The 19339-nt window shown below is 41.0% G+C and carries 11 protein-coding genes; all 11 read right to left on the minus strand.

Going from position 1 to position 19339, the window contains the following annotated elements; translation table 11 throughout:
• Positions 1–3 precede the first annotated feature (3 nt).
• The 11 genes from R2Q84_RS19615 to R2Q84_RS19665 all read right to left on the minus strand — a co-directional run bounded on the left by R2Q84_RS19615 (position 4) and on the right by R2Q84_RS19665 (position 19251).
• Positions 4–840 carry a hypothetical protein gene (locus R2Q84_RS19615; RefSeq protein WP_316818296.1) on the minus strand — a complete coding sequence of 279 codons (837 nt, stop codon included), beginning with the start codon at positions 838–840 and terminating at the stop codon, positions 4–6.
• A gap of 10 nt (positions 841–850) precedes the next feature.
• Complete coding sequence (locus R2Q84_RS19620) at positions 851–2272, minus strand: RagB/SusD family nutrient uptake outer membrane protein (protein ID WP_316818297.1); 1422 nt, start codon at positions 2270–2272, stop codon at positions 851–853.
• A gap of 10 nt (positions 2273–2282) precedes the next feature.
• Positions 2283–5846 (minus strand): SusC/RagA family TonB-linked outer membrane protein, encoded by a 3564-nt coding sequence (locus tag R2Q84_RS19625; RefSeq protein WP_316818298.1) that lies wholly within the window; start codon positions 5844–5846, stop codon positions 2283–2285.
• Positions 5847–5875: 29 nt separating this feature from the next.
• Positions 5876–7006 (minus strand): TlpA disulfide reductase family protein, encoded by a 1131-nt coding sequence (locus R2Q84_RS19630; protein ID WP_316818299.1) that lies wholly within the window; start codon positions 7004–7006, stop codon positions 5876–5878.
• A gap of 299 nt (positions 7007–7305) precedes the next feature.
• Positions 7306–8433, minus strand: coding sequence for a FecR family protein (locus R2Q84_RS19635; protein ID WP_316818300.1), 1128 nt, complete (start codon positions 8431–8433; stop codon positions 7306–7308).
• 6 nt (positions 8434–8439) lie between these two features.
• Entirely contained in the window at positions 8440–8988 is a 549-nt protein-coding gene (locus R2Q84_RS19640; RefSeq protein WP_316818301.1) for a sigma-70 family RNA polymerase sigma factor, read from the minus strand.
• Positions 8989–9000: 12 nt separating this feature from the next.
• Positions 9001–11079, minus strand: coding sequence for a carboxy terminal-processing peptidase (locus tag R2Q84_RS19645; RefSeq protein ID WP_316818302.1), 2079 nt, complete (start codon positions 11077–11079; stop codon positions 9001–9003).
• A 226-nt stretch (positions 11080–11305) separates the two neighbouring features.
• A complete protein-coding gene (locus R2Q84_RS19650) occupies positions 11306–12511 on the minus strand; it encodes a DUF4998 domain-containing protein (RefSeq protein WP_316818303.1) in 1206 nt (401 codons plus the stop codon).
• 24 nt (positions 12512–12535) lie between these two features.
• Positions 12536–13765, minus strand: a complete 1230-nt coding sequence (locus tag R2Q84_RS19655; RefSeq protein WP_316818304.1) for a DUF4959 domain-containing protein — start codon at positions 13763–13765, stop codon at positions 12536–12538.
• A 41-nt stretch (positions 13766–13806) separates the two neighbouring features.
• Positions 13807–15729 (minus strand): RagB/SusD family nutrient uptake outer membrane protein, encoded by a 1923-nt coding sequence (locus R2Q84_RS19660; RefSeq protein WP_316818305.1) that lies wholly within the window; start codon positions 15727–15729, stop codon positions 13807–13809.
• A 21-nt stretch (positions 15730–15750) separates the two neighbouring features.
• Positions 15751–19251 (minus strand): TonB-dependent receptor, encoded by a 3501-nt coding sequence (locus R2Q84_RS19665; protein ID WP_316818306.1) that lies wholly within the window; start codon positions 19249–19251, stop codon positions 15751–15753.
• Positions 19252–19339 lie beyond the last annotated feature (88 nt).

The following is a 19339-nucleotide window of genomic DNA, read 5'->3' on the forward strand; positions in this document are numbered from 1 at the left end:
GATCTATTTAACGATGGCCTGCAGATCGACACTATAGGCCTGTTTGTAGTAATTCACAATGATATTGTATTTCAGCCTGTACTTTCCTTTGGGGTCATTCTGCGGTAGAAACAGACTCTGCTCAAGCTCTTGCAAAGTTTTAGATGCTATCACTTCAATAAAACTTACAAAATCGTAATAAGCAGAGGCAGAGTCATCGTATTCGCCCATGAAAACACCATATTGCTCTTTGTTCCAGGAATAAACATCAATATAATTGGTAGTCTTTAGGAAAGCCGGAGGCATGGGAATTCTATCAAAGCCAACAGCCTGGCTCCAGAATGCCTTATGCAAATCACTTTTCATGACCTTCAGTTCATCTGCTGTCATGGTTTCCAGACTGCTCCCTGCCCTGCCAAAAGCAAAATGTCTGAAGGTAGCTACACTGTTGATGGGATTGTCCAATGTATCCAGGAAGAGATCAACCTCCCTGATCCGGGAGGAAAGGATAATTTCATATGGCAGTGCAACTTTCAGGAAGTTTGCCGGATAAAAGCTGAATAAGTGTTTGTCCAGTGCTTCCAGTGATTGTCCAATATAATTTTCGTCGCCCTGATCTGCTACATAAGGTATAGTACCGGTGACATTCCAGTTAAAATCCTGCTCACTGAATTTATAAAGCATGTAACAACCATAAGTATTGTAAAAATCCAGGATCTGTTTATCATAAGGATGATTTCCCTGCGGTAAGCTGAATGTCGGCTTCAGTTCATCAGGCTTAATATCGGCCTCTTTACTGCATCCCATAACTACAGACAGCAGTAAAATAAAAAGTGGGTATAATAATATTCTTGGTTTCATATCGATCAGATTAATGCCCTGTACGTGGGGCCGGCTCGGGATTAGGGGTTAAATTTGGGTTCCGTTCCATTGCAACCCTTGGAATTTGAAGTACATAAGCCGGGTCCCGTTCCTGAAGTGTGTAAACAGCAGTCTGCACATTGTTCTCGTAATAAACATGATTAATTGCAGGCATACCGGTGCGGCGCAGGTCGAACCATCTGTGGCAATCCTCATCAAACAACTCTCTGCGCTTTTCGTCAAAACACTTCTTTAGCAGATCCTCGGCATCAGTAGCTACCAGATCATGGTAAGCATCCGGCCTGAACCTCTTTTTTCTTAAGGTATTCAGATCGTTCAATGCAAGTTGTCCATTTCCTGCCTGCCCAAGTTTGTTCAGCTGGGCATAAGCTTCTGCCCTGTTCAGCAATGCCTCAGCTACTCTGAACGATTGTGCCACTTTGATAATACCCAGGACAGGACGTTTAATTGATCTCCGGTCTTTAATGTAGACACTGGTTCTCAAATCCCCATTCTCAAAACCGGAAAGCAGATTCTCAGACAGTCTATAATTCAGATTTTCTGAATTACTCGGAAATGCCACCGAATACGGTGGACCATATATCCAGATACTTTCTATGTTCTCGCGGTCAATAATAGGTTTATTGTTTTGGTCGGGAGTACCCCAGTTTGGCAGGTCCATCAATTCCGATTTACGGTTCAACACTTCATTAGCGGCATCAATTGCTTTTTGCCAGTTGCCCATCTGCAAATGGACGCGTGAGGCGAGCAGGTAACCGGCAATGTGGTTAATGCGGAAAACATTGTTGTTTTTTCCGTTACGTTCCAGCAATACAATCCCTTTATCCAGGTCCTGCAATATCTGCTGATATACTTCGGCTACTGTATTTCTTCTTTTACCTTCAAAAGAAAGGTCTGCCGAAAGCATTAGCGGCACAGCCAGATCAGCGGAAGGGTTTGAAAGCCGGTCACTATAAGGTTTTCCATAAAGATTAACCAACTGGAAATAGTAATATGCACGCAAAAGGTAAGCCTGTCCTTCCACATTTTCTATTTCCGCAGTTGTTCCTGTTACCTTGGGTGCATATTGCAGTACCGAATTACAGCCCAGGATCATTGGATATAAACTTAACCAGATAACTGATCCGGCAACTCTCTCGGATTTACCCACAGTTTGCGGCTGCCAGGTATATGCCGGAAACATTTCATTGGTCAGGAAAAATTTATCCTCAGCAATATTGTCGTCTATAAGACGTAAAGTAGCGTCAACCCCACCATTGCTGGTATAGGCGGCACCGATCAGCAATTCGTTTAACGAAGAAGCCGATTTTGGAATGATATCGGTTTGTGACTGTTCCTCAAGAAATTTCTTACAGGAGGAAACCGGTAAAATTGCTGAAAGAAGGAGCAACAGGAGTATGTTTCTTTTCATTTTTCTTTATTTAAAATGTGACGTTTAAACCCAGGGTAAAGATTTTGGGAATAGGTAAAGCTGTAGTTCCTACCCCATCAATTTCGGGGTCCTGCCCCCTTAACTTTTTATCTGCTATTGTAAACAGGTTGGAAATGCCTCCGGAAACGGATGCCTGTTTCAATCTGATGCGTTTTAGCAGCCCCTCATTGAACCTATATGATAAATCGACGGTATTGCATCTAAGAAAACTACCAGAAACCACATTGACATCAGAATAAGTATACATCTCATAACGGCTCATACTGGTATAATTTTTCAAATACACATATCCTCCCAGAGATCTATTTTGCTCCCTTGGGAAAGCAGGAATATCTGTATAAAGCTCATCGCCGGGTTTACGCCAGCGTTCTGCTAAAATTACCGGTAAATTTTCTGCCGGTCCCGGCATGGTTAAACTTGTAGGATCGTAAACCGGGTTTCTGAATTTTACAGAGCCTAGACGGAAGGCAAAAGACGCCCCCACTGAAAAAGCTTTGTAGCTGATATTTGTATTCAGTCCTCCATTAATTTTTGCATTCCTGGTACCAACCGGTTTCAGGTAATCAATAAATGAAGGTCTGTCTCTTTTATCTCCTTCATCATCTGTACCATGAAACATTGGAAAACCATTTTCGGGGTTCAAGCCTTTAAAAGAAAAAGCATAAATGGTGCCTACCGGCTGGTTTTCAACAAATATATTTCCATTAACGTAATCCATCACCCTGGTTTGGGTAGCTTCCAATGTTCCTTTTTGCAACACATTGAAATTCTTTGCTCCGTTAACTGACATTGTCCAACTCAGGTTTTCAGTGTTGATCAGGTTAAGTCCCAGTTGCAATTCGTAACCATGGTTCATGATGTTACCGCCGTTCACCAGCATCTTTGTTACCCCATATTCAACCGGGATAAACCTGGAAACAATGGCATCAGAAGTCTGTTTACGATAATACCCAAGGTTAAAATTCAGGAAAGAATTGAAGAGTGATCCCCCCAGTTCCAGGTTCACACTTTTTGTCTTTTCCCATTTCAGGTCGGGATAGGGCATGGACTTGATCTTAAGATAAAATTCTTTGGCCACATCGTTCATTGCCGCAGTTCCATCATTTGCCATCAGGATCAAATCAGGACCTACAGTTCTAATCACATTACCCTGAAAACCATAGGATGCTTTCAGGTAGAGGTCGTTAACGATTTTATTGCCTTGCAGCCATTTTTCGGAACCGGCATTCCAACGTCCGGCAATACTCCAGATCGGAAGAAAACGCTGGTTGGCATACTGACCAAAACGATTGGAAGCGTCAGTTCTCATGTTTCCGTTCAGAATGTATTTTCCAGCATAACTGTAAGTCGCTGTACTGAAAAGGGACAGCGCATTGTCTATTGTATTTGTTCTTTTAGGACTTAACAAGTCTAAACTATTCCTGGAAAGATAAAAACCTTCCCCCCGATCTCTGAAATAACCCGGTATTAAGTTATCCAGTCCCTCATTATGTACCGACCTGATTTCCATACCTGCAATTACATTCAGTTGATCTTCGGTAGAAAAAATGTTCCGGTTAAATTCGGCCATATTCCGGATGTTATAGGTATATACCGAAGATGTTGAAGGAAATAACACTCCTCCGAAGGGAATGGCGGAGAACTGTTCTTCGGGGCCTCCGGGGGCCACTGTACCATAATTATACCCACGTAAGGAGCCTACATAATAACTGAACTCTGTAGCAGATTGGGTAGCATTTAAAGTATTAATTGATCCGGCGGCAAGTGCACTTAACTTTAAGCCCTGCATCAACTGGTAACTTAAATCTAAAGCTACATTCAGTTTGGTATCCTTTACCTGGCTAGCTGTTTGTTGCACTTCGTGCAGAAAATTATAGTCAATCGAAGCTCCGGGTATTTCAGGTGTAAGATCTTCTACAACAGGGTAAGTTAGCGATGGAGAAATAGCCCTGCTGGTTTTAAGTGCATAATCAAGCGGGTTTATTCCAAAATATCCATTGGAAACCCTATAGCTCCCATTTAATTTGAGCCCAAACTTTAATCTTTTGCTCAGTTCAGTACTGAGGTCTAAAGCTGCACTCCCTTCTTTCAGATCGTCGAGTTTGGCCGTACCTTTATTGTCGTTGTAAGATAGAGATGAGTAGTAATTGGTTTTTTCATTTCCTCCTGAAAAGCTGATGTGCTGCCCTACATTAAAAGTATTTCTGAACAATAGATCGAACCAGTCTGTATTCATACTTTCCAGTGCTGCAACCTCTTTGCGGAACTCAGTTTCGGAGATCTTTCGGTTGAACAGGTCCAGCAGGCTTCCTTCATATCCCATTTTGACTGGCACAGTCTTATAAACATAACCATCTTCATACATTTCACGTGAAAATCTTACCCGCTGCTGCGAATTCATCAATTGCAGCCGGCCATAGTTTGGTTTACGTGAAGTCCCGAAATTACTGTTATAGTTAATTGCCATTGCTCCGTTTTTTCCCTTTTTGGTAGTAATTACAATTACGCCATTTGCAGCCCTGGTACCATATATGGCTGTAGCGGAAGCATCTTTCAAAAAGGTAATACTTTCCACATCATTAACGTTAAGACCGGTAATGGCATTTCCTGTCAGGCTACCTTTGGCCAGAATGCCAGTTTTCATTATAACCGCATCACGCGGGCTGGGTTCAATTCCTAGCAGGTTATCCGGATTGATCTCATTTGGGTTTTCCCGGATCACCCCGTCTACAACGATAATAGGGTTTGCATTACCAAGCAATGTAGAAGTTCCACGCATCCGCATGGAAGGAATGGCGTTCGGACTTCCCGAATTTTTCACAACGGATAATCCCGCCACTTTTCCCTGCAGCATACTCACTATATTGGTTGCTCCAGGGTCCTTGATGTCTTTGCCCTGCAGGGTAACTGTGGAACTTGCCGATAAACGTTTGTTTATCTGTTGGTATCCCGTAACCACAAGTTCCTCCATCTCCTTTAATTCGGTAGTGAGCTTAACCATAAGTGGTTCTCCGGGAACAGGCTTGATTATTTTCTTTTGAAAACCTACAGAAGAAAAAGTGAGGCTTTTGCCTTCCGGCAAATCAATGCTGAATTTTCCTTCCTCATTACTAATCGTATTACTTGGGGTACCTGTTACATTTACAGTAACCAGGAACAAGGGATTTCCTTTCTCATCGGTAACCATCCCCTTAATGATATTGTTTATTTTAGGTTCCTCGTCCGATTCCTCTTTTGGGCCAATTACCATCACATTGTCGAGGACTACAAAAGTAAGCTGTGAACCTTTTAACAAACGCTTCATCAGCACTTTAAGTGGTTCTGCTTTTGCCGAGAAACTCTGTCTCGGACTTTTTTGGACCAGTTCCTGGTTGTATACAATCTTAACTGCAGTTTGCTTCATTACTGCCTGTATGATCTCCTCGAGCGTACCATTACGGATATTGATCGTTACCTTGTCCTCCTTTTTCTGCTGTGCTACCGCAGGCTGCAGATAGGTCATGAACAACAGGCCGTAAATCAGAAGGCTAATTGTCCGATAAAAATGATTCATATGTTTGGTTTAGTTATGGAGAGCGTTGGTTATTTGATCAGTTTACTTAAAAATTTATCCAGGGTTTTATTGCCTGGAATATAATCCCTTATACCTACCGCGATAATTTTTCCATTTGGATCGATCAGGAAGTTAGCAGGAATGCCCAGTACTTTATAAGCTTTAGCGGCACTGTTCTGATCTCCCTTTAAATCTGACAGTTGCGGCCATGTCATTTGCTCATGGGTCAATGCACTCATCCATTTCTCTTTATCTTTATCCAGTGAAATACTCAATATGGTGAAATTTTTGTCTTTATACTTTTCATACACCGACTTTAATTCCGGAATTTCCACACGGCAGGGTGTACACCAGCTCGCCCAGAAATCAACCAATACGTATTTACCTTTGAAATCTTCCAGGCTCAACGTCTTGCCATTTACATCAGGCTGAACAAACCCCGGGGCCTGCTTATCCATCCATTGTTCTGTAGAACCGGTAAAACTGGAAAGCATTGCTGTAGTGATCTGGTTTTTTGCATTTCCGGTAAATTTATTCAGGTAGTCCAGCTTCTCCTCTTCCGACAGCATCTGAGACAGCACCGCATTAACCAGGTAGGCAGAAGAGCCCCAGCTGAGGTGGTTATCCAACCAGTTTTTCCCTGTAGTAATCACCTTTTGTCTCAACAAGGAAATTTGGGCACCAATTGATTTTGTCGCAGCTTCATCACCCAGTTTCTTTGCTTCATCATATTCCAGTGACAGCTCATCAATTTTGCTGATATTATCATAAGTTTCTTTCATGCCTTTCTCCAAAGCCACCCATTCGGAAACAAAAGCATCTCCGGTCATCGTTGCATCTTTAAATCCGGTTCCATTTCCCTGTATATTCATTTTTCCAGCTTCCAGGTACATTACTATTCCTAATCCAGTCTTTTCAACATCCTTACCAGATGCTAAAATAAATGTGGAGCCACCTCCCCTCATCGGCTTTGAAAAAGAGAAACTTTTATCCTTAACGTAAGTTGAATCCGTTCCCTTATCTATAGGGTTCCAAAGATAAACAACTTCACCATTAACCAGGTCGGGCATTTTTGCTGTTAATTCCAGTTTATCCTGCGCAAAAGCACTTATTGTTAATACGCTAAGGCCTAAAAAAGGCATTATAGATTTTTTCATCATTTTTAAGATTAGTTTCTAAATTATTTAGGTTGGTTTAAAAGTAAAGGCGAACGACTTTACAAAAAGGGTGAAAACAATTTCATTTTTTTTCAGATGACTGTTTTCTGTGCCATAAAATTATATCCAACCTGTTTAAATAAGAAAATGAAACAACGTTCAGATCAGACAAACTGATCCGGATAAACACTTTTAATTCCATTACAATATATGGTTGGTTCAAAAGTATAGGTGTGGGACATCGCAAAAAGGGTGAAAGCAATCATCAATTACCCTCACCCTTTTGAGCAGACCAATAAAAACTAACGGTTTTTCACCCTTATATTTCTTCCCTCAACGACAAAATCAACCTCATTGCTGCTGAGTTTAATATTATTCAGAATCTTAGTAAAATCAGCGGTCCTGGGCATGTCAATTGTAAAATGAAGATTTTTGAGTGCCTCATTTTCAAACCTGAAATCCAGGTCATACTCACGTTCCAGGCGAGCGGTAATCTCCTGCAAAGTGTTATTGTTAAAATAAACATCCAGATCTTTCCAGGCCGTGTATAGCCTCAGGTCAGCTTTTGCTTTATTTAAAGATTTCCGCTCGGCATCATAAGTCCCCAATTCTCCTGGCAAAAGGTATAAGGACTCGCTACCTGCCTGTAAAACGACCTTTCCACGTTCAAGTGCAGTATGGACAACATTTCCCAATGTATTGATTCCAAAAGCCGTTCCCAGTACTTTCAGGTTCAATTCCTTAAGCTGAACTACAAACGGTCTTTCAACATCATGGCTTACATCAAAATAAGCTTCACCTTCCAGGGTAACTTCTCTTTTGTCAGCGGCAAATGGAGTAGGATAACCGAGCTTCGATCCTCCGTTTAACCACACCACCGTGCCATCACCCAGTTCCAGACGGGTATATTTCCCGAAGGGTACCTTTAAAGTATTTGTGCTGATCTGTTTTGCCGGATCAGTGGTATTAGTCTCAGGCTTATAGATCAGGTTGCTCCCATTTAACACAGCCCCTTCCGATTTTAAAATTTCAGAATGGCTTGCATCCAACCCTATAGTTTTACCATTACCCAGGGTAAGCTGGATCTGATTACCTGCAACCGCTTCTGTCACCTCATTTTGCTGGAGAAACAACCAGGCTGCCTGTCCGATTATCAACAGCAATACTGCTGCTATGGCCAACATGCGATATAGCTTATAGCGCTTTGAGCGCATTGTTTTTTCCTCGTATTTCAGCTTCAGCTCTTCCCATCCTTCCTGAACCGGAAATTTGAGTTTTGGGTCTATTTCTTGTAAGCTCATATTTATTTCTTCTGCCAGCAGCAGCATTTCAAGCTCCTGCTGATTTAGTTCCTCTTCATTTTGTATGTCCTCCTGGTTTTCAATATGCTTTAAAAGCTTATCCCAGTTTAATTTTTCTTCCTGATCCATATCCAGTTAATAAAACACGATCCATATACCTATAACAAATATTATCCTGATGAGCGACTGACATTCACGCCTCAAAAATTCATAAGATAATTTTATATGCGTTTTTACTGTATTGACAGAAATGTCTAACTGAGCAGCAATCTCTGTATATTTTAATCCTTCCTTATTGCTCAATAAAAACACGTGTCTGCGCTTCTCGGGTAATTGGGCGATGATATCCCATAGTAACTTATCACGGGCCTCATATTTCAGTTTATCTTCCAATTCAGACTGACTAACTAGATGAGCTGCTGTTTGCAGCAACAGCTCATCATTATAATCAATTTTTCTAGCCCTCTTTTTATGACTCAGCGAAGCATTTTTTACTGCCATGAAGGCATAACTCTTAAAATTGGCATGAACGGATATAGTTGAGATTTTATCCAGGCAATACAGAAAAAAATTCTGAACAATATCTTTGGCGACTTCCTCGTCATCGACAATCCTGTACGCGACAGCGCATAAGAAGGAATAATGTGCTTTAAACAAAGCTTCTATTCTGGAAAGTTCTGCCATAGCCTCTATATTTTATTTTGCGATCATCGTTCTATTTATTATATCCAGTGTTTTGAGAATATATAAATCTGTAGAAAGCCCCTCTATCCATTTCTGGTACCACTCATTATCTGTTCCTGGATTATAACCTGAAACCGCATTAACTTTTATTTTTTCCAATGCTGATAACGTGGCAGCCTGGTCAATCTTTTGCGCGTACTGCAACAATCTTTCCTGCTGTTTCATAAAGTCAGCATTATTCAAATTAAACGGTTTAAGCTGGGATTCAGCAAGCAATTTACTATTTTCATCAATAATTTTAAAAGAAGTATCTTTTTTCACGACTTCACGTGCTAAGTTCAATGTATTATTCCATGCGGCCACTTTGTTCAATTCTGTATAACGCAGCGCGGGAATACTATCCCATTGCAACGCAGTAATATTGTCTTTTTCCCTGATCTTAAGATAGGCAAGTTTTCCGGGAAGTACCACATCCGAATTTACGCCCCTTAATTGTGTCGAAGCGCCATTTACCCTATAGAAATGATGCTGTGTAAGTCGCAGCGAACCGTAGCTCACATTTGCTAAACCTTTTACCTTATCTCCCATTTTACCCATTGGAAGCGTTGCCTGTGCTGTTCCTTTTCCATAAGTAGCCGGGCTCCCAACAATAATCCCTCGTTTATAGTCCTGGATTGCAGCTGCAAATATCTCTGAGGCTGAAGCGCTTTGTTCATTCACCATTACAACAAGTGGCCCCTGGTATAAAGCTTCTGAATAGGTCGTATGTATTTTCAGTTCATTTGGATCCTTGATCTGAACCTTGGGGCCTGCGCCTAAAAAATAACCGGTCATTTTAACCACTTCATCTAATGATCCGCCGCCATTGTTTCTCAGATCGAAAATGATCCCTTTTACATTTTCAGCTTTAAGTTTAAGGATTTCCTGCATGACATCCTCAGCCGAACGGATCCCCTGAGGATTCTGCATATCCACATAAAATTCAGGTAAAAAAAGATAACCAATCTTTTGACCATCTTTTTCAAGAATTGCACTCTTTGCTCTTCCTTCCTCGTCTTTGATTTCTCCCCTTTTTAAAGACACTGTTTTTTCCTGACCATTAGCTTTCAATAAGCCTAATGCCACTTCAGTGTCCTTATCACCACGAATCAGGTCTGCCACCTCAACAATAGCTTTTCCGGCAATATCGATCATCTTCCCATTGTGATCACTAATGCTCAGGATACGATCATCAACATCCACCAATCCACTTTTAATAGCCATCCCTCCTGGCCTTAACCGTTTAACAAACACATCGCCCTCTTTCTCCTGGAGTTCCACACCAACACCAAAAAAACGCTTTGCCATTTGATTATTTATATTTCTGGTTTGAACCGGCGCAAAATAATTCGTATGCGGATCAACTTCAAGTGTAACCGTATTCAAATATTGGCTAAACCTTTCGTTTAATGCCGATGGACCTGTTAAATTTTTAAATGTACCAGCCAACCATTTGTCTACTTTAGCCCTGGCTTGTTTTTCCAGAGACATGCCAGCGGTCTTATCTTTAGCCAAATCCTTCATCCTTTGCAAAACAAGGTATTTGGCTTTTTTCTTCCACAATGCTTTAAGTTCAGTCTGACTAACAGCATACTCACGTAAACTTCCATTGAGCTGAACGGATTCTTTTTTATTCAGGTCCAAAGGTGCAGACAATATCATTTTATAACCTGCCGCAGCCTCAGTCAATCTTTTCTGGTAAATCTTATAAGCGGCTGAAAAAAAATCGACAGAACCTTCGTGTAATTCATCATCTATACTAAGTTCGTATTTGCTCAGCTGCTGAAAATCACTTTTCAACAATATATCTTTATTTGGATCAAGACTTTCCAGATATTTTTTCCAGATGATTCTTGAAAAATTATCATCAATAGTTTTTGGCCGCACATGTTTTTGCTCCAAATTCCGGATAACATTCAGTATGGTTGCTTTCTGAATTCCCTCGGTATCAGACGGCTGCGATTGAGCCATTAGGGATTGTAACGGACTTATACAGACAACAGCTGTGTAAGCAAAATACTTCAGGAAATAAGAATAATTAATTTTGTTCATAAAACTTTATGGTTCTTTCAGATAAAGGCGAACGGGAGTTCAAAAAGGGTGAAAGGAAAAGAAAGTATTTTTCGGGGAACTGTAGTAATATGAACGGATAACTGTAGTAATATGATTTAACTCTACTAGTTTGAAATTTGTGTAAATTTCCAGAGCAAAACAGTTTATTTTGCTCTGGTTTGTATTATCGCTTTTACATGCTTAAAAATTGATGTTATTCAACCATTTAATCAGTTGTCCAGAAGCTAAGCTCTCCCATGGTGATAAATGAGCCATTGCCCCAGGTTTCCAGCACTTTTATCCGAATGTATCTAACCTTAGGTGTTCCTCCAGGAAATTTAAATTCTTCACCAGCCTTTGCATAGTTGATATCTCCTGCTGTCGTTTCACCAAGGGGCAAACCCGAAGGTTTTACAGACTGACAATCACCGAGTTTCTCCCACCCCGTCCAGGATCCGTCGGAAGCAGGGTTATTACTGCCCCATATTTCGAATTTTTTCACGTTCTCTGCCCTGTAAATTCTGTCGGAAGCCTGCCAGGTTTTAAACTTGCTGATGGAAACCGATTCTCCCATATCAAAAGTAAACCATTGCGGGATCCCATTGGTGGTGGCAAAACCCGGTGTGCCGTAATCGTCGTTCCAAAGGTAAGACATCAGCCATCCCCAGGCATCCCTTGCGTCTGTTGGCAGCACATATTGATTGAATTTTGATTTGTCGAGTTGGCGCTCAAACTTAGGGAGCACTACTTCAGTATAATCTACCGAAAACTCATCTATTGCCGAAGGCTCCGGAAGATATATTGACCTGTAAGTAAGCTTGGTATCCTTTTTATAACCTGATATCTCGGTCTTTAAGGCCCCTCCAGGGACAATGATGGTCTGGGTAGCTCCTGCTTCATCGGTATATTTTAGTTCTATCGTTTTCTCGCCATCAATTGCCGCGTTCCAATCTATAATGATCTTACTCGCATCCAGTGAATAGCCAAGCGTTTTAATGCTACGGTTAGATAATGCTTTCAGATAGTAATCTCCATAAACACGTATATTACTCACATATATCGGTACAGATCTATTATTTTGTTTATCATAGGTATGGATCGTAAAGAAATGTGTTCCTTCATTTACATTCTTCACAATAGCTGATTTAAAACTTTCCCTTTGTCCTTCCGGAATTACAAATGCTGTGGAATCGTTATTATTATTCCAATAAACAACGTACTTATGAACTGTAGGGTCGGAACTTGGGTTCCAGTTAAATTGGACCCGCTTATATCCGGAATATGCTGACATACCCGCAGGAGTCCCCGGATAAATGAGTTCTTTTTCCTGTGTATACTTCTTGAACTCTGTATCCAGCTTTCCGCAGCCCGATAAAATACTTAAGGCCGCAATCGTGGAATATATATAGATTGATTTATTAAATTCTTTCATATTGATGAGATAAAAATTCGACTATTATTTTTGACCGCCATAAAAGGTTAATTCACAAACATAAGTTGCCGGATGGTTGCCCCAGCTCTTATTAATGGCAATACGCAAAAACTTAACAAGCGGGGTATTTACAGGCATATGAAACTCTGTCCCATCGGTCCACCACTGGATATCTCCTGCGGTAGGTGCTATAATAGGATTTCCGGATGGTGGCAAAGGGAAATCAAAATTCCCGAGATTAACCCAGTCGCCCAATACTGTCCCTTCCGGTGCTGATACCGGTAAAACCTGGTCTCTCGGAGCGGCTGAATTAGATCCCCATAACGTAAATTTCTCTGCAGTTCCATTGGCCCAGTAAGCTCCTTCCCAGCTATTTCGCTGATGAAAGATAAAACGACTAAGCCGGGCTTCCTGTCCCAAACTAAAAGTACCTATATGCGGATAGGGCTCAAGTGTTTCTGCAGTATGCCAGAAATTAACTCCGCTGGTTATATTATCCCACATATTTTTTAATGGAAAAGCGCCTAAATAGATAGGGTTATCGGAAGGAAGTATGTACGCTGAAAATTTCGACTTGTCCAGCAATATTTCGTACCATGGCTCTATGGTAGCATACTTAACTGTAGATTTATTACCAAATCTATCAGTTACATACATCCCGAATTTCTTTGGTGTTGTATCAAAACCACGGAGCGAATAGTTAATCTCCAATGCATCAACATACTTCTGCTCCCGGATCACATATTTACCAAAAGTAGGATCATCATAAAGGTATACCAGTGTAATTCCCTGTCCGGAGGGATTTTTTGAACGTGCATTTACGCCTCCAAATGTAGGGTTCAACGTTATGTTTTCTGCTACAGCCAGGTATGCAGGCTGCTCAGGATGCACGGTCACTTCTATGGGGTCAGACAATACATTTGCCCTGGAAACCGTTGTCAGCTTAACTTTATACTCCTTAGACAAAGCAAAACCTTCTACTTTGACCGTATCTGTGTAATAACTTGTTTTTGTTTGCCTTTTAATTCCTGTTTCCTCGTTAATAACATAGTCTGCCAATACATATAATGTATTTTTAGTGGTCGGCAGATCATAGATAATATATGCTCCCCCTTCAAAATTTTTAACGCGTATATTGCCTGGCGCAGCGGGTTTTGTCTGATCTGTAGAAATAGGCTCCTTATATTCATCTCCCTTCCTGCAGCCGACAATAAATAGAGCGATGTAGCTCAAAAAGATTACTATCTTTTTCATCGTTATGTTTATATTAATATTCATTGCTTATTAATCTATAATTACTTCCAAATCGGGGACTGGACCATATTTTCATTTCTTAGAATTTCATCAACAGATACCGGCCAGAAATAATCTTTGTTGGTTAGGGCCGGCAACATATATGTTTGAATGGTATAATAAGATTGTGCATCCTCTTGCCTCACGTTCCATCCTTGTACAGGTTTCGAAACTTCGGTAACATATTCTTTCCATCGTCTCAAATCCCATCCTGATTTCCCTTCGAACATCAGTTCAATCCGTCTTTCATGATGAATAATTTCACGCAAACCAGTTTTCCCAGACGGCTTACCGGGAGTTTTCGAATACTGTTCCCAGGATTCCTGAACCCCTTTGAGCCCTGCACGCTTTCTCACACGGTCAATGTATTCGTAGACTTCTGCGGAAGGTCCGTTAGCCTCGTTAAGGCACTCTGCATAAAGTAAATAAAGGTCGGCCAACCGCAACCTCGGCATATGGTATTGACTTATCGTCAGATTTCCATTTGTTGGATTGATTGAACTCAGGTAATGAACCAATTTTTTGGGCCAGTATCCGGTGAGATTAGCTCTCATATATTCTATTGTCCCACTGTTTCCTCCCTTTCTCGCCTGTACATACAACATCGCCTCCGGGTTAAAAATACCTGCTCCATACCAGGCCCCGCCATCAAAACCTATTCCCGCATAATATCTTTTTTCACGGTTGAAATTTGCTTTTATCGTCGAGTAACCTTCCTTTATATAATAACGGTCTGCCTTATCGGCCACTTTCAGATCAAACCTTTCGTTATAAGCCCAGGTTCGATCTTCGTTAATTGGCACCCCATTCTGGGAATAAAACATTTCTGTGATTGCCAAAGGCACGCCGATGTTGCTGTGTTTGCCGCCACGCATCGCCGACAAGCGTGGGATATAGTTATCCTGAAATCCCACATTCCCATTCAACGCCCAGATGGTTTCCTTATTCAGGTCCCATTTTTCGGTGATGGTATTTTGTAAGGTTAAAACCTGTTTTAAGGAATCACTAAGGCCCAGTGGAACGGAGGCAGGTACAATATAGGTGTATAGCTTATGTCCCAGTCCTTCGGCAAAATCTATAGCTGCTTTGTTTGCTGTTGCTGCTCTCTGCCATTTTGAATTATCAAACGTTGTTGGGAACAGTAATTGTCCATCTTTATTCTTGTAAGTGGCATAATCTGGGTTACCATTAAACAAAGGGCTTGCCTGTAAGGTTAACACCTCGGCCTTCACTCCCAAAGCTATCCCTTTGGTAATGCGTCCCAGTTCTTCAGAAATATTGGTTATCTGCACTGGCAAACCCGTAATAGATTTATCCAGCAAACCCGTGATATAATTAAAGACACTATCTGTCGGGACCCGTTTTTTCCGAAACACATCTACAGACTCGCTAATATCATCGGAATTGTCCATAATCGGTATCGGACCGTACATCCGCAATAAAAAGAAGTGATAGTATGCTTTAAGAAAATTTAATTCAGCAATCCAGCGTTCCTTTTCGACAGCTGTCAGGTCAATTGGTTTATGAATATTTGCCAGCATAATGTTGCACCGGCGGATTCCTTCAAACATTTTAATACCGCCGTTGTTCCCTTCCCAATAATTAAGCAAAGGCGAATTCACATTTTGTGTACCACTGATGATTAAAAAATTTGTGGTTGCCAAATTTTCTGAATAACTGTTGTAGTAAACTTCTCCCGAAGTTATAAATCCCGGATCGTCTACCTGGGTATTCAGATTCTGCAACGTGTTGTAACATGCGAACAAATAGTTTTCTGCCTCATTTCTATTTCGGAATGCATAATCGATAGTCCCCACATTTTCGGGCGTAACATCGAGATATTTCTTGCAGGAGACCATTCCTGCGCTCATTATATAAAAAATAAACACCATCAGTAAGCGCTGTTTATTCAAAAGATTCTTCATTATTCTACACATAACTCTTTCTTATAAAAAGTTGATATTTAAACCTATATTAAACACACGCTGAAGCGGGTAATTAAAAGCATTTCCACCCTGCTCAACATCCCAGGCTTTAAACTGACTGAAATTCAGCAAATTCATCCCGTTCACGAAAAAACGGCAGGAATTAAGCCGCAAGCGGTTCGCTGTCTTCTGTGGTAGCGTATAGCCTATTTCAGCCATCTTTAACCTCAGAAAATCTCCACGTCGCATCCACCAGGTACTGCTTTGCAAATTGTTTGAAATCTCGTCTGTATTGGTTCCCAGCCTGGGATATACGGCATATAAGTCCTGATTTTCTTCCGACCAATGGCTGTTCGCATATTCGCTGAGCACTTGTGTTAAACCTCCTGAACCGGGCATGAAAGGACTTGTAGACCAGGGGTCTATAAAAAAGGTGGAACGTCCGGAGCCCTGGAAACGCGCATTGATATCAAATCCTTTATAGCCCAGTGATATGCCGAAGCCATATATCAGCTGAGCTGTTGTTGGGTAACCAATCGGTACTTTATCAGCTTCCGTAATCACACCATCACTATTTAAATCCCTGTACTTGATATCTCCTCCCCTGGGCTTCTCCCCGCCAAACAATTGTGAAGGGGATGCTGCGACTTCCGCATCATCTACAAACAAACGCTCGGCAATATATCCGAATGTCTGTCCCAATAGCGTTCCCGATCTGTATCGCCAGGGTTCAACATAAGAAGGCTCTTCATAAGTACCATATCTCCCTGAAGAAAAAGTCAGGTTAGACATCACCTGTGTCCAGATACCATTAGCAAATTTTTGGTTATAGTTTAGATTTAAATCCAGTCCTTTTATATTCGCTGTGCCTACATTCGCTGAAATGTTAGACTCAAGTCCCGCGCTCAAAGGGACATAACGCTGCATTAAGATATTGGAACGGAATTGTTCCCAATATTCGGCAACCAAATCCAGTTTTCCGAATAAACTTACTTCAACTGCTGAATTAAATATCCTTGCCTTTTCCCATGTTACGTTTGGGTTTTCATAGTTATTGATACGGACACCTGGTCTGTAATATACATTGTCTACCCCAAATACAGCTCCATTGCCCGCTTGAAGATTGACATCTGATAAATAAAAAAAGCGCTGGTTGCTGATGTCATCGTTCCCTGTAAAGCCATAACTTGAACGAAGCTTAAAGTTTGTAACGACGTTCGCTATACCGCCTTTCCAGAATTTCTCACGGGAAACAACCCACGAGGCCCCGATAGTTGGAAAGAAACCGAAACGGTTATTCTTTGAAAACCTTTCTGAACCATTATAACCGGCATTGGTTTCGATAAAATATTTGTTTAAGTAGTTGTACGACAATCGTCCGGCGATGTTTAGATTTCGATAGGGCAAGGAAGTTTGTAATGAAGTTGCTCCCGAAGTTTGTCTTTGTTGCCTGACACCAATTATTGAAGCGCTGATATTGTTATTGCCAAACTGCTTTGTGTAGTCCAGCATTCCCTGAAATTGTAAAAACGTGTTGGCATTTGTTGATAAGGAAGAGTAATTAAGATACTCTGTAGGCATAGGGTTACTGTTCGTTGATGAATTGAGCCATCTTAACCGGTAAGTATTTGTGGATATATCATAGTTACCCGGAGGTAAGGTGTAGTAAAATGGATTATAAGCCATCTGATTGGCAAAATAAGAATAGCGGTTAGTAGAAAAAAAGCCACTAAATTTTAGTCCGTCTAAAACTGTAGACAAATTTTGGTTCAGTTCGAGTGTTGCTGACATCCTTGATTCAGAAAACCGCTTGTAACCCCTTAACATTTCGGCATAAGGATTCCTGAAACCAACATTACTCGGATTGGAGGAATTCCCTATATTATTTCCAAAAAGAATATGCTTAACCAACGCATTTGCGGCATCTGGTTCATAATATGCGGGAAATAACACGGGGCTCGTTTGCATAGCCATACGGTACAAATCAGTAGAGAAAGAGGCATCCTGGGTAATTGGGCCACGATAATCATTAAAATTACCCCACAGGCGAACAACCATCTCCGTATTTTTAGTGATGTTTATATTTACGTTTGAACGAAGCTGATAATTTTTGAAATTCACATTGTTATCAAAGTTATTGGCATCGCTTTTCTTTATAATACCGTTATCATTTGACATCGAAGAGGATACCATATAACGGGCTACCTTCCCTCCTCCATTGACATTGATCGTTGCCCGCTGATTTGATGTGATATCTTTAAACATTAAATCCAGCCAATCCACTACCGGATACACAAAAGCATTACTTCCCGGTTCCTTATTAATAACCCGGGTCCTGTTGTAAATATCATCTTCAGAGAAAAATGGAATTGCCTTTGAATCCCTGGTCATCAGTGCCTCATTATACATCCTCATATAAGTAACCGGATCTGCTAAGCGGATACTTTCTGTAGGTTCAGAAAATGACTGATCTACACGCAGATTGATTTTAGCATTTCCCTCCTTACCGGATTTCGTGGTTACCAAAATTACCCCATTGGCACCGCGCGCACCATAAAGTGCTGTAGCACTGGCATCTTTTAAGATAGAAAAACTCTGGATGTCTTCTACCTGGAGCCTGGCTAAATCGTTACTGGTAAGTTCAACATTATCTATCAGGATCAATGGGTTTTGGCGATAGCCGAAAGTGGTCACCCCACGGATAAAGAAGTTAGAATTATCCAGTCCCGGCTGCCCGCTCTGTTGCTGGGCAATAACACCCGCAACCTGGCCTGCTAAAGCATTTGTCAGGTTGCTTGACGGAATACGCAGCTTATCCGGTTCTATGGTCGATACAGAACCTACAACAGCTTCCTTCTGTACTCTTCTTCCAAATGCAGTAACAACCACTTCGTCCAGGTTATCGTCTTCCTCCAATTCCACATCCAGCGTAGATATCTCTGTTGTTACCGTAACCTCATAGGTCTTAAAGCCCACACGGGAGAAAGTTAATATGTCTCCATTATCTGCAAGAATAGTGTATTCTCCCAGATCATTTGACAAGGTACCTTTCTTTTTATTCTTTAATAAAATACTAACAGCACCCAATGGAGAACGTGTAGCATCCCTGACAATACCTTTAATCGTTCGTTTCTGACTAGGTTTCGGTAATGGTCCTGCTTTTTCTTTGGATTTCGTTACAATAATCTGATTACCTGTAATCTGGTAAGTAAGCCCCAGGGGATTTAAGGTTTTATCCAGTACTTCGTTTAAATCCTGATTATTGGCCTGAACTGAAACCTGGGTTTGCACTGGTATATCATCTTTGTATAAAATGACATAATTCATCTTTTGTTCTATTAATTTGAACAGCGATTTTAAAGGAGATCGTTTGACGTCAACTGTGATTTTTGCCTGCGAAAAAACTGCATTCGCTATAAAACAATTGAAAAGTGTAAGTAAAAGCACACATGAACGCAACTTAGTGGCCTTTGAAAGAAAACCACAATTGGTTTTCCTGGTTTTAGTATTGGTTTTTTTCATAAATTTGAGTGGTTTAATTTGGAAAGTCATCTACATTAGATCGTTAGGCCGTGTAATAGATCAAGTATTACGCGGCTTTCTTATTTCC

This window comes from Pedobacter nyackensis (assembly GCF_032678475.1).
Taxonomy (GTDB): domain Bacteria; phylum Bacteroidota; class Bacteroidia; order Sphingobacteriales; family Sphingobacteriaceae; genus Pedobacter; species Pedobacter nyackensis_A.

Bases quoted from the DNA above. Each gene is read 5' to 3' on its own strand.
- R2Q84_RS19615 (WP_316818296.1), bottom strand. From the start codon at position 840: ATGAAACCAAGAATATTATTATACCCACTTTTTATTTTACTGCTGTCT.
- R2Q84_RS19620 (WP_316818297.1), bottom strand. From the start codon at position 2,272: ATGAAAAGAAACATACTCCTGTTGCTCCTTCTTTCAGCAATTTTACCG.
- R2Q84_RS19625 (WP_316818298.1), bottom strand. From the start codon at position 5,846: ATGAATCATTTTTATCGGACAATTAGCCTTCTGATTTACGGCCTGTTG.
- R2Q84_RS19630 (WP_316818299.1), bottom strand. From the start codon at position 7,006: ATGATGAAAAAATCTATAATGCCTTTTTTAGGCCTTAGCGTATTAACA.
- R2Q84_RS19635 (WP_316818300.1), bottom strand. From the start codon at position 8,433: ATGGATCAGGAAGAAAAATTAAACTGGGATAAGCTTTTAAAGCATATT.
- R2Q84_RS19640 (WP_316818301.1), bottom strand. From the start codon at position 8,988: ATGGCAGAACTTTCCAGAATAGAAGCTTTGTTTAAAGCACATTATTCC.
- R2Q84_RS19645 (WP_316818302.1), bottom strand. From the start codon at position 11,079: ATGAACAAAATTAATTATTCTTATTTCCTGAAGTATTTTGCTTACACA.
- R2Q84_RS19650 (WP_316818303.1), bottom strand. From the start codon at position 12,511: ATGAAAGAATTTAATAAATCAATCTATATATATTCCACGATTGCGGCC.
- R2Q84_RS19655 (WP_316818304.1), bottom strand. From the start codon at position 13,765: ATGAAAAAGATAGTAATCTTTTTGAGCTACATCGCTCTATTTATTGTC.
- R2Q84_RS19660 (WP_316818305.1), bottom strand. From the start codon at position 15,729: ATGAAGAATCTTTTGAATAAACAGCGCTTACTGATGGTGTTTATTTTT.
- R2Q84_RS19665 (WP_316818306.1), bottom strand. From the start codon at position 19,251: ATGAAAAAAACCAATACTAAAACCAGGAAAACCAATTGTGGTTTTCTT.